This is a genomic window from Desulfovibrio oxyclinae DSM 11498, from assembly GCF_000375485.1.
Taxonomy (GTDB): Bacteria; Desulfobacterota; Desulfovibrionia; order Desulfovibrionales; family Desulfovibrionaceae; genus Pseudodesulfovibrio; species Pseudodesulfovibrio oxyclinae.
The window spans coordinates 1-12,462 of record NZ_AQXE01000001.1; the positions used below are offsets into that span (position 1 = coordinate 1).

General features: G+C 56.4%; 9 protein-coding genes, 1 tRNA gene and 2 rRNA genes. All 12 read left to right on the forward strand.

Going from position 1 to position 12,462, the window contains the following annotated elements; genetic code table 11:
• Positions 1 to 124, forward strand: a 23S ribosomal RNA gene (locus B149_RS0100005); the annotation flags it as partial.
• A gap of 42 nt (positions 125 to 166) precedes the next feature.
• Positions 167 to 281 (forward strand): 5S ribosomal RNA (gene rrf, locus B149_RS0100010).
• Between the two features lie 245 nt (positions 282 to 526).
• The gene (locus B149_RS0100015; protein ID WP_018123104.1) at positions 527 to 1,447 is read left to right on the forward strand and encodes an SAM-dependent methyltransferase; all 921 of its coding nucleotides are present in this window, start codon (positions 527 to 529) and stop codon (positions 1,445 to 1,447) included.
• 103 nt (positions 1,448 to 1,550) lie between these two features.
• Positions 1,551 to 2,696: a sensor histidine kinase gene (locus B149_RS0100020; protein WP_018123105.1), complete on the forward strand. Its 1,146-nt coding sequence runs from the start codon at positions 1,551 to 1,553 to the stop codon at positions 2,694 to 2,696.
• Positions 2,697 to 3,019: 323 nt separating this feature from the next.
• Positions 3,020 to 3,907 (forward strand): MerR family transcriptional regulator, encoded by an 888-nt coding sequence (locus B149_RS0100025; RefSeq protein WP_040372075.1) that lies wholly within the window; start codon positions 3,020 to 3,022, stop codon positions 3,905 to 3,907.
• A 114-nt stretch (positions 3,908 to 4,021) separates the two neighbouring features.
• Positions 4,022 to 4,450: a hypothetical protein gene (locus B149_RS0100030; RefSeq protein ID WP_018123107.1), complete on the forward strand. Its 429-nt coding sequence runs from the start codon at positions 4,022 to 4,024 to the stop codon at positions 4,448 to 4,450.
• Between the two features lie 113 nt (positions 4,451 to 4,563).
• Positions 4,564 to 5,940, forward strand: a complete 1,377-nt coding sequence (gene thiD / locus B149_RS0100035) for a bifunctional hydroxymethylpyrimidine kinase/phosphomethylpyrimidine kinase (protein ID WP_018123108.1) — start codon at positions 4,564 to 4,566, stop codon at positions 5,938 to 5,940.
• Between the two features lie 68 nt (positions 5,941 to 6,008).
• Positions 6,009 to 6,093 (forward strand) — tRNA-Leu (locus B149_RS0100040).
• 45 nt (positions 6,094 to 6,138) lie between these two features.
• A complete protein-coding gene (tig, locus tag B149_RS0100045) occupies positions 6,139 to 7,728 on the forward strand; it encodes a trigger factor (RefSeq protein ID WP_018123109.1) in 1,590 nt (529 codons plus the stop codon).
• Positions 7,729 to 7,899: 171 nt separating this feature from the next.
• Positions 7,900 to 8,568 carry an ATP-dependent Clp endopeptidase proteolytic subunit ClpP gene (gene clpP / locus B149_RS0100050; RefSeq protein ID WP_083909108.1) on the forward strand — a complete coding sequence of 223 codons (669 nt, stop codon included), beginning with the start codon at positions 7,900 to 7,902 and terminating at the stop codon, positions 8,566 to 8,568.
• Positions 8,569 to 8,577: 9 nt separating this feature from the next.
• Positions 8,578 to 9,825, forward strand: a complete 1,248-nt coding sequence (clpX, locus tag B149_RS0100055) for an ATP-dependent Clp protease ATP-binding subunit ClpX (RefSeq protein ID WP_018123111.1) — start codon at positions 8,578 to 8,580, stop codon at positions 9,823 to 9,825.
• A gap of 140 nt (positions 9,826 to 9,965) precedes the next feature.
• A complete protein-coding gene (lon, locus tag B149_RS0100060) occupies positions 9,966 to 12,425 on the forward strand; it encodes an endopeptidase La (RefSeq protein WP_018123112.1) in 2,460 nt (819 codons plus the stop codon).
• Positions 12,426 to 12,462 lie beyond the last annotated feature (37 nt).

Sequence of the window (12,462 nt, forward strand, 5' to 3'; positions counted from 1 at the left end):
ATTAGTTCTCCCTGGACTTCGGTCCCTGAAGATCCCTTGTAGACTACGAGGTTGATAGGCCGGATGTGTAAGCGCAGCGATGTGTTCAGCAGACCGGTACTAATAGATCGTGCGGCTTATCTAACTTACTTAATATCCTCTCTCCCCCTATTGAACTATATATTTTCCTGGTGGCCAGGGAGGAGGGGTTATACCCGATCCCATTCCGAACTCGGAAGTCAAGCCCTCCATCGCCGATGATACTGCGGTTCTAGTCGTGGGAAAGTAGGTCGCTGCCAGGATATTCTTCCTGAAAGGCCCGGTCAAAATGACCGGGCCTTTTTGCGTGGTACCGACAAACGCCCCACAGGAAAACCAAACAGAATCGAGCCGACCCGAGACTATGGCCCCCCGCAATACTGTATTGTTCCAGTACGTTCAGCAAAAGAAGGGGCACAGATGGCGAAGGCTAAACTTATGCTGCCACCGAACAGACAATGTCTACGGCCGACGCGGAAAGCATGATGCCTGAACATAGAGGACGACTGTGAAAATTTCGAATGTAAGAAAAGCCTATGTGGCTCCAGTCCACTACTTGGATATGCTTTTGGCCGAACTGGGCGATGAGCAGGATTTGCTGTGCATGGAACGGTTGGTTCTTGACTGCCACTCAGATAGATTACCAGTTTGGGCCGAGAATGTTTGGCTTGAGCCGCAGGTCGTCAGTATTGATTCCATCAAGGATGGGGCCAGAAAGTTGCGCAGTATACAGCGCAACTGGGTTTTATATTCAGTCGGTAACCATCGTCGAGCCAACCTGATCCAGGAACAGCTGCCGTATGTCTCGGCAAAACCACTCGTGTTCGGGGAGCCTCTTCCCAAAAGTCCGTTAGGATCATGGACGCTGATTGATAAGAATACGATTCTTGCCTCGGCCAAATGTTCAAGCCCGGTACCCAACGGGGCGTTTCGTTTTGTTGAAAACAAGATTGATCCTCCAAATCGTGCGTATCTTAAACTATGGGAAGCGTTCACTCGGCTGGAAATGTTTCCGCGGTCTGGTCAATTATGTCTCGATCTTGGCAGCTCTCCCGGAGGTTGGAGCTGGGTGGCGGCTCAATGCGGAGCACATGTTTACAGCATAGATAAAGCCCCTCTTGATGAACGTATCAGTCGTCACCCTAACATTGAGCACTGCCTTGGGAGCGGTTTCGCTCTCGATCCGCGACACTGCGGTCAGGTAGATTGGCTTTTTTCCGACATGGCATGCTATCCGGAAAGGCTTTTCAAGTTGTTGACCAGGTGGTTGGAGCAGGGGGAGTGCAGGAACTATATTTGTACTGTCAAACTGCAGGGTGAGGATGATTGGAAGTCGATACGGGATCTTCAGTCCATTCCTGGTTCGCAAATAGTACATCTTTCACACAACAAGCACGAGCTTACTTGGATTCTAACGGGTAACGAATAAAGTATGCATGGTGCGAAAGGTCGTGCTTGCGATCGCGACCGATTATAGCTATCCAACGTCAGGCAGTTCACGATCTGTTTTTTAAAGACCATTGAGGTGCAACGTGCTGGATAGTGAATTCAATGTTTCCGCAACAGCTTATCTTCCGGCTGAGGTTGCCTCATCGGATGAATTGCAGGACCAGATTCGTGCAATCCGCGATTCGGGAGCCTTTCACGTCGCCCAGCTCGTCCCCTATGGTCTGATGGTGCTCAACCCGCAGCGTCAGGCTGTCTTCGTAAACGATAGCGTGCTGGAGATGGCCAAGGCCGAAATTGATTCCGATATTCTGGGAAAGCGGCCGGGAGAGATTTTCAACTGCATTCATCTCAAAGACGGGAAAAGCCTTTGCGGGACCACTGAATTTTGCCGTGAGTGTGGGGCGGCAAAGGCTGTTGTGGATGGGTTGAGCGGCCTTGAAGCAGATGCTGTTTGCAGGATGCTTTGTGACCTTGGAAACGGCCCCGAGGCGATGGATCTTCGAGTGACTGCTGCCCCTTATAATGACGCAGAGGGGAGAAAATACACCGTCTTCACCCTCCTTGATGTTTCCAGTGAAAAGAGGCGCCGCTCCCTTGAGCGGATTTTTTTCCACGACATCCTCAATCTTGCAGGCGGGCTTCGCGGCTTTATGCAACACGTTTGCTCTAATCCCACCAGCCTTGATACTGATTCAGCTCATGTGCTTTCTCTCTCATTCGAAAGGTTACTTGAGGAAATCTGTGCCCAACGGGATTTGGCCGCTGCAGAAAGTGGTGAACTCAAGGTCAAGTCCAGCCAGCTCAATTCGTTAACACAGCTGGAAAGCGTCATTAAGGTCTACCGAAGGCACGGAATCGCCGAGAATAAGCAGGTGCTCATGTCGGAAGATTCTGAGGATTTCGAGTTTGAATCTGATGCAGTTCTTCTCGGGCGTGTTCTCGGCAATATGGTCAAGAACTCGCTGGAGGCCAGCAAGTCCGGCGAGTCGGTCACGATAGGCTGCTCAAGAACAAGCGGCGCTTTTCGCTTTAGTGTTCACAACAATGGTTGTATGCCTCGCAAAGTGAGAAACCAGATATTCAAGCGCTCCTTCTCCACGAAAGGAGAGGACCGCGGTCTTGGTACCTACAGCATCCTTTTGCTTACTGAGCGCTACCTCGGCGGTACTGTCGCTTTTACCTCCACGGTTGAGGACGGTACCCGATTCTGGATAGATATCCCCGCCTGACTCTTTCCTCCACCTGTCTTCGGATGACCATGTGCATCCCCTCTACAGAGTTATGATAGGCTGATTGTTGATCAGTCTTAGCTCTGACCCCCGTCCGTTCTCTAATATCTCTTAAGTTGCAGCAGGATAGGTTCTTACATTTATGGCCGTGGTTGAATGTTGTGATGATCATCGTTGATCATTATCTGGGTTCCATTGGTTGTCGGCTGGTTTGTTTGGCTGTCTCTGGAGTTTTTTGTGGCAAGGATTTTCTTGAATTGCATAGTTGACCTGCTCTCTGTTTTGTGTCTAATTGATGAGTAAATGATTAGTGAGTTTGTGCAATGAGTGTTGCCGAGGAATATATAAGTCTCAGGGAAGTCGGCCGTCGGTTGGGGATACCTCCTTCCACGGTAGTGTATTATAAGGATAAATTTGAACGGTTTATTCCCGCGTCAGGCCCCGAAGGGCGGCGCAGGAAGTATCCTGTGGAAGTGGTGGAAATTTTCGGGAGGATCAGGGAAATGTTTAGCAAGAACTACTCGGTTGAGCAGATCGAGCGTGAGTTGGCGCTGAAGTTCGGATCAATGATCAATGTTGAACAGCAGGGCGAAAGTGTGACCGCGGAGTTTGGCAGGGTGTTGGACAAGATGTCGGAAGCTTTGCAGGACCAGTCGCTTTTCCGAAGCGAAATCCGTTCGCTGCGTGACGAGGTGGCAGAGCTCAGGCGTGAGCACCGTGACCTTGTGCGAGGATATCAGGAGCGCGTCGAGTTGCTTGAAGAAGGTTTCAAGGTGCTCAAGGACAAAAATATCGAGTTGGAGAGGAAGGTTGCCGCCGGCCCTGGTGGGGGAATTGATTTTCCGCCGGACGTCTACCTCGGCAGGCCGCTGGTCATTCGGTCTGAAGGAGAATTCCTTGGCGTGCAGGGGCGTGACAAGAAGCACTTCTCCCTCAAGGATTTCGTTGTCCTTATTGAGCGCCGTATGTCCGAGTCCATGAAGGTGGAGACATCCTGGAGCAAAAAGGATGGCGCATGGGTGCTGCTGGTTCGCACCGAGTCCAACGGTGGGATGTCGGATCAGAATATCGTCCTCGTGACGCACGAAACCGTTACTCCCAGCGGCAACACCGTCGTCGAGATTATTCGTCTCAACATTAATGGCGAAGATGCTCCGGACGCTCTTCTGCTGAGCCTGTTCCGTCAGGTCCGGTCTGTTTTCGGAGGGTAGCTTTTTTTTAATGAAATCAAGTCTAGAAAATCTCTTGATCTGTCCACGCTTTTTGACTATAGAGATGTAGTCGTGATTTGATGGACATCTATCGGAGCCGCAGGAGGGAGTCTCATGCCCCAGGTCGCAGCCAGGATTACCCATGATCAGGAGAAATGGCTCAAGGAGTTTTTCAAAACGAAAAGCGCCGGAGCCGAGTTTATTCTCCCGTGGGCGGTCGACGTCTTTTTCAAGTCCATCCGCAGCGTGTCCTGCGAGTTTTCCGTTGCCGAACTCAAGACCATTCTCGAAGCGCACAAGGACGTGAAGCTCCTGCCCAACCAGTCAAAGCAGGCGTACCTCATGCTTCGTGTGCAGGAGGCGTGCGACGAGAAGAACGTTCATATCCAGCACGGCGCGAGCAAGAGCAATCTTGAAGTGAAGCTTCGCCGCCTCACCGACCTTCAGGCCACCTCCCTCATGATATGGGCCTGCGCGTTCTGGGTCAGCAAGACTTGGAACGGTGTCGCCATCGACGATTACGTCAAGCTTTCCTGCGGCTAGACCTTCTTGCCAGCATAGAATATTTCCAGTATTGATCCCTGAGCCGAATGAAGTGAATGCGGAGGGTGCTCCCAGCATCCTCCGTTCTCGTATATCCTGTAAAGGAGCAACCCATGCAACCGATCCCCTGCATCCTCACCATTGCCGGGTCAGATTCCGGCGGCGGCGCAGGGATTCAGGCCGACCTGAAGACCATCTCAATGCTCGGAGGGTACGGCGCCAGTGTCATCACTGCGCTTACGGCACAGAATACCACTGCCGTGACGGGTATTCACGCCCCTGATCCCGCTTTTGTGGCCGAGCAGCTTAAAACGGTTACCTCGGATATCCCGGTTCGGGCCGCCAAGACCGGCATGTTGTTCTCGGCTCCGATCATCAAGGCACTGGGGCCGCATCTGGCTGCCAAGGATTTTCCGCTCGTGGTTGATCCCGTTTGCGTGGCGCAAAGCGGTGCCAAGCTTCTTGAGGACGACGCTGTTGACGCCATGGTGGAGCATGTGTTTCCCCACGCGGATCTGCTTACCCCGAATATTCCCGAAGCGGAACTGTTTACAGGAATCTCGATTCACACTTCCGAAGATATGGTGGCCGCTGCCGAAAAGCTCCTGACCATGGGGCCAAAGGCCGTGCTGATCAAGGGCGGTCACATGGATTCGGTTACCGCCACTGACTGGCTGGCCCAGCCCGGTGTGAAGCCCATGCCGCTGATCATGCGCCGCGTGAAAACCGAGAACAACCATGGCACCGGGTGTACGCTTTCGGCTGCAATCGCCACCGGGCTCGGCTTCGGACTGGATCTGTGCACGGCGGTTCGCAATGCCCAGCAGTACCTGAATCTGGCGCTGCGGGCCTCGTTCTCCCTCGGAGCCGGCAATGGGCCGCCCAACCACCTTGCCCCGTGGCTTCGTGAGCTTTCGCGTCCTGCACTCATCTCCGAACTGGATGGAATAGGGCGGCGTGTGACCACCATGTCCGGGTTTGAGGATATCATTCCCGAGTGTCGCATGAACGTGACCTGCGCGGTGCCGCATGCGGATTGTTCCGAGGACATGGCGGCCTTTACCGGCGGCGTGGTCGCATCAAGGCAGGGAGCCGTGATGGTTGCGGGGTACCCTTCTTTCGGTGCATCTGTCCGGGTGTCCTCCGCGCTTTGCGAGGCGCGTCGTCGTAATGGGGATTTGCATTGGGCAATGAATCTGCGTGGCGGTGCGGATATTCTTTCCGCTTTGAAAAAAGCGGGCATCCGCTGCCTTGGCGCCCGTGCGGATGTTGCATGGTTCGATGGTCGTCCCGGCGATCTGGAGTCCCGTGTTGTAGAGGCGGCCTGGCCGGAAGAAGGCCTGGCCGAGGGTGAGGAAGTGGGGGCCGTGGCCTGCGAAAGCGGTGCCGGCCACCCGCCGATGGTTTGGCTCTTTGCCCCGGATTCTTCGACCTTTTTGAGTCGAATTTGCGGGGTTATTGACTGTTTGAAAAGCGCTGAAAGCCTTTGATAGAGGGGCGGTTGCGGTCCGGAAAGGTTGACAGCGCTTCAAATGCTTGCTTAATAAGCACGTCTTTTGCGGGCGTGGCGGAATTGGTAAACGCGCCAGATTTAGGTTCTGGTGCCTCGCGGCTTGGGGGTTCGAGTCCCTCCGCCCGCACCAGCTTTTGCAAATTATTGCGCTTAATTGCGCTCTCAGGAGGATACGATGGAGTATAAGGTTGAAGAAATTTCCCCGGTGGAACGGAAAGTAAGCGTCACCGTTCCCGCCGAAGAGGCAAACGCGGCCATCTCCGCTGCCACCGCCCTCTACAAGATGCGCACCGACATCCCGGGCTTCCGCAAGGGCAAGGCTCCGGCCACCGTGATCGAAGGCCGCTTTGGCAAGCAGATCTACGGCGAAGCCACCACCGACCTGATCAACTACCACATCAACCAGATCATGGGCGAGCTCGGCCTGCAGCCGCTTTCCCGCATCGACGTTGACCACGAGCTGATCAAGCGCGACCAGGACTACGAATACACCCTGACGTTCGAAGTCGCTCCCAAGGTCGATCTGCCCGAATACAAGGGCCTCAAGGTTGAAGAGGAAAAGGCCGAGGTCAAGCCCGAGGAACTGGAGCAGGTCGAGAAGCGCATTCTCGACAACGCCGCCGAAGTCAAGGTCCTTGAAGACGTCCGCAATCCGAAGGACGGCGAGATCGCCAGCGTCAGCTTTGCCGCCTACCGCGACGGCCAGCCCGTTGACGGCATCAAGGCCGAGAACTTCGACCTTCCGCTGGGCGAAGGCCAGGCTCTTCCCGAATTCGAGGAGCTGGTCAAGACCCTGACAGTGGGCGAAGACGGCGAGAAGGACGTGACCTTCCCCGAAGATTTCATCAATGAAGAGCTGGCCGGCAAGACCGTCACCATGAAGGTCAAGCTGCACGCCCTCAAGGAGCGCGTGTTGCCGGAAATGAGCGACGAAGTCGCCAAGAAGGCCGGTTTCGAATCCGTGGAAAAGATGCGTGAAGTCATCGAGAAATCCTATCTCGACAGCCGCAAGCAGCTTTCCCGTTCCAACGCGCAGCAGGATCTGCTGGCGCAGATCATGGAAAAGGTCGATTTCCCGCTGCCTCCTTCCATGGTCGAAGACCGCATCGACCGTCTGGTCAAGGACACCGAGTACAAGCTCGACCGTCAGGGCCGCAGCCTGTCCTCCCTCGGCAAGACCATGGAGCAGATCCGCGCGGACCTGCGCCCCGATGCGGAAAAGACCGTGCGCAGCGAGATTCTGCTGCTGGCCGTGGCAGCCGAGGAAGGTCTCGAAGCCACCCGCGAGGAAGTGGAATCCACTCTCGGCCAGCTCGCCATGCAGAACCAGATGCCGCTGCACGAGCTCAAGAAGTACTATGAGGACAACAACCTCATCCACCCGCTCAAGGATCGTATCCTTTGCGATAAGGCCATGGAAGTGATCTACGACAATTCCGAGGTCACCGAAGTCGAGCCCAAGGTCGAAGGCGAGGAAGAAAAGCCCGCAAAGAAGGCCCCGGCGAAGAAGACTGCCGCCAAGAAGACGACCACCAAAAAGACTGCCGCCAAGAAGTCCGAAGAGGGCGAAGAAGGCGAAAAGAAGGCTCCTGCCAAGAAGCCCGCAGCCAAGAAGACGACTACCAAGAAGACCGCCGCCAAGAAGTCCGAAGAGGGCGAGGAAGGCGAAAAGAAGGCTCCTGCCAAGAAGCCCGCAGCCAAGAAGACGACCACCAAGAAGGCCGCTTCCAAAAAGGCTGACGAGAAGAAGGAAGGCGAAGAGTAGTCTTCTCCCAGTCCATTCAAGCGGCGGTCCGTGCATCGGATCGCCGCTTTTTCTTTATCCGCTGTTGACTTGCCACGGATCATGAATAGTTTGTGAAATCAAGCCTCTCCTCCCGGCTCTTGTTTTGCGGGAGGAAATGCTCCATAATGAACGGAAAGCGAAGGCTGACGGATGCCTTTGCACGTACTCCGGCCCGGCGGGCCGGACAACCGGGACAATAAGGAGAGTGGAATGACCGCCATACCGATGGTCATCGAAACCACGGGCCGCAGCGAACGGGCCTACGACATTTATTCCCGCCTGCTCAAAGACCGTATCGTGCTTCTGAGCAGCACCATAGACGACCATGTGGCCAGCCTGATCTGCGCCCAGTTGCTTTTTCTGGAGTCCGAGGACCCGGAAAAGGATATCTACATGTATATCAATTCTCCCGGCGGCCTGGTCACCGCCGGACTGGCCATCTACGACACCATGCAGTTCATCTCGGCCCCCGTGGCCACTCTCTGCATGGGACAGGCGGCCAGCATGGGAGCGGTTCTTCTGGCCGCGGGAGCAGAAGGCAAGCGTTACGCCCTGCCGCACAGCCGCATCATGATGCATCAGCCGCTCGGCGGAGCACAGGGACAGGCCACTGACATCAACATTCACGCCCGCGAGATTCTGCGTTTGCGCGAGGGCCTCAACAATATACTGGTCCGTCATACCGGTCAGAATGTAGAGACCATAGAAAAGGACACCGAACGGGACTTCTTCATGTCCGCGGACGAAGCCGCCGAATACGGCGTCATCGACAAGGTCATGTCCTCCCGCGAAGACATCGTGGAGTCCGAGGAAGGATAGCGAATCAATATGTCCGATACCATGAATGAAACCGAACTCACGTGTTCGTTCTGCGGCAAGCGCCAGAGCGAAGTACAGCGTCTCATCGCAGGCCCCGACGTCTACATCTGCGACGAGTGCGTGCAGCTGTGCAACGACATCATGGCGCAGGAGACGGTGCACGAGGAGTTCGAGCAGGGGAGACTGCTTCCCCCGCAGGAAATCAAGGAACTGCTCGACGAGTATGTCATCGGTCAGGAGCACCCCAAGAAAATCCTGTCCGTTGCGGTGCACAATCATTATAAGCGCGTGCACTACTCGCAGGGCCGAGGCAACGAGGACATCGAACTGGACAAGAGCAACATCCTGCTGATCGGGCCCACCGGCTCCGGCAAGACGCTGCTCGCCCAGACTCTGGCCCGCATCCTGCGCGTGCCGTTCGCCATTGCCGACGCCACCACGCTGACCGAGGCCGGTTACGTAGGCGAGGATGTGGAAAACATCCTTGTACAACTGCTGCAGAACGCCGACTACGACATCGACGCTGCCAGCCGCGGCATCATCTACATCGACGAGATCGACAAGGTGGCGCGCAAGGGTGACAGTCCGTCCATTACCCGCGACGTCTCGGGCGAGGGTGTGCAGCAGGCGCTTCTCAAGATCATCGAGGGCACCGAGGCCAATATCCCGCCCAAGGGTGGCCGCAAGCACCCGCAGCAGGAATACATCCGCATGGACACGTCCAATGTGCTGTTCATCCTCGGCGGTGCCTTCATCGGACTTGAATCCATCGTGCAGCAGCGTATGCAGGGATCCGGCATGGGCTTCGCCGCCAAGGTGGAGGCCAAGCGGGAACGTCCCATCGGGGAAGTGTTCTCCGAAGCCGAGCCCAACGACCTCATCAAGTTCGGTCTGATTCCGGAGTTCATCGGCCGTATCCCGGTCATGACCGCGCTTCAGGAACTTTCCGAGGATGATCTGGTCAAGATTCTCACCGAGCCCAAGAACGCTTTGGTCAAGCAGTACCACACCCTGTTCGACCTCGACGGCGTCAAGCTCACTTTTACCCCCAACGCGCTCAAGGCCATCGCCAAGAAGGCCGTCGAACGCAAGACCGGCGCACGCGGTCTCCGCAACGTGCTGGAATCCGTGATGCTCGACATCATGTACAAACTCCCCGGCCTGACCGGCGTCAAGGAATGCGTGGTCAACAAGGCCGTGGTGGAAAAGGGCATAGAGCCGCTTCTTTTCTACAGACAGGAAAAGAAGAGCGCATAAGCTTGCACCGGCCCGTTCCGCACGGTGGAGCGGGCCGTTTTTCCATCCAGTGGGTTTGACATTCCCCTCAGCGGTATTAGGTTGAGAGCATCCCCGCGCTTCGCGCCCGCGAAGCGTAACATTGTCAACCGGAGGAGCACATGCCGACTTTTTCCTTTGACGGCAGGAAATCCCCTGAAGATACCCGTCTTCCCATGATGTCCCTTAGGGAAGTGGTGATGTTTCCGAGATCCATCGCGCCCCTGTTCGTGGGACGCGAGGCTTCCATAAAGGCCATCGAGACGGCCATCGCCGATTATGAAAAGAAGATTTTTCTTGTAACCCAGAAAAACCCCGAGAAAGAGCACCCCGAGCAGGATGATCTCTATGAGATCGGCACGGTCAGCAAGATATTGCAAATGCTCAGGCTGCCCGACGGCACCATCAAGGTGCTTTTCGAGGGACTCTATCGCGCACGCTGGAATCGCGAGACCGGCAATTTCAGTCACGATCTCGGTGAAGACGAGTACCCGTGGACCACGGTGGATCGCATCGACGAACTGACCGTCGAGGATCCCGAGGCCACCGCCCTCGTGCGCTCCGTTCAGGAAACGCTGGACGAGTACGCCAAGGTCAACAAAAAGCTCGCGCCCGAGGCCGTGTCCGCCATGACCTCCCTGCGCGATCCGGGGCAGCTCGCCGACTCCGTCATGCCCCATCTGAAGCTGGATTTCGCCCGCAAGCAGGAAGTGCTTGAGGAGTTCGATCCGCTCAAGCGACTGGAAACCGTTTACGAGATGCTCCTTGGCGAAGTCGAAATCGCCAGCATCGAGAAGCGAGTGAAAGGACGCGTTAAGGACCAGATGGAGAAGAACCAGCGCGAGTACTATCTCAACGAGCAGATCAAGGCCATCAACAAGGAGATGGGACGCGAAGACGATCCCGCCTCCGAGGCCGCCGAGCTGGAAAAGCAGCTCGAAGCCAAGGAAATGCCCGAAGAGAACAAGGAGCGCGTCCGCAAGGAACTCAAGAAGATGCGCCAGACTCCGCCCAGCAGCGCGGAGTACACCGTCGTTCGCAACTACATCGACTGGATTCTGGACCTGCCCTGGGGCGCCCAGAAGGCTACCGACACCAGCATCGACAAGGCGCGCACCATTCTTGACGAGGACCACTACGGGCTGGAAAAGCCCAAGGAGCGCATCCTCGAATACATGGCCGTCCAGAATCTCGTGGACAAGCTGCGTGGCCCCATTCTCTGCCTCGTGGGCCCTCCGGGTGTGGGCAAGACGTCCATCGCCAAGTCCATCGCCAGAGCCATGGACCGCGAATTCGTCCGCCTGAGCCTCGGCGGCGTTCGTGACGAAGCGGAAATCCGCGGTCATCGCCGTACCTACGTCGGTGCCATGCCGGGCAAGATTATCCAGTCGCTCAAGCGCTGCGATTACAACAATCCGGTCATGTGCCTTGATGAAGTGGACAAGATGAGCGCCGACTTCCGCGGCGATCCGTCCTCCGCGCTGCTCGAAGTGCTGGACCCGGAGCAGAACTACGCGTTCGCCGACCACTATCTGGATCTGGATTACGACCTGTCCAAAATATTCTTCATCACCACGGCCAACACGCTGGACTCCATTCCCCTGCCGTTGCAGGACCGCATGGAAATCATCCGGCTGCCCGGTTATCTCGAAAACGAGAAGGTGGAGATCGCCAGCAACTTCCTGCTGCCCAAGCAGCTCGACATGCACGGCCTTGACGAAAAGAATCTCAACCTCTCGGACAACGCCACGCTTGAAGTGGTGCGGCGCTACACCCGCGAGGCCGGTGTGCGAAATCTCGAGAGGGAGCTCGCCAATATCTGCCGCAAGGCAGCCATGCAGATCGTGGAAGCCGGAGACCGCGAAAAGACCGTGAACGTCACGGTACAGAACATCTCCAAATTCCTCGGCGTGCCCAAGCATCGTTACGGCGAGCGCGAGGACGAAGCCAGAGTCGGTCTCAGCACCGGACTGGCCTACACCCAGATGGGCGGTGAACTGCTCATGGTGGAAGTGGCACTCATGCCGGGCAAGGGCAAGGTGGAGATCACCGGCAAGCTCGGAGACGTGATGCAGGAGTCCGCCAGAGCCGCTGTTTCCTACCTGCGCTCCCGTTCCGACCTGTTCGGCCTCAAGTCCGACTTCTACAAGGAAGTTGACATGCACGTTCACGTCCCCGACGGCGCAACCCCCAAGGACGGCCCCAGCGCGGGTATCACGCTGGCGACCGCCATCATTTCCGCGCTGATCAACGTCCCCGTGCGCCACGATCTGGCCATGACCGGCGAGATAACCCTGCGCGGACGCGTGCTGCCCATCGGCGGCCTGCGCGAGAAGCTCCTTGCCGCCCACCGCGGACTGGTCAAGACCGTGCTCATTCCCGAGGACAACGAAAAGGACCTCAAGGAAGTCCCGGCCGCCATCCTCAAGGAACTGGAGATCATCCCGGTCAAGAACATGGATCAGGTGTTGGAGCAGGCGCTTATCTGCCCCGATGAAGCTCCGCTTTTCCGCAAGGCCGACGAAGTCGTGCCGCTGACCAGCAGGCTCATGAAGGATGAATCCCGCGAGCCCGCCCACTAGCTAGACGCAATGAAAGTCAAAAGGCCCGGAACCTCGG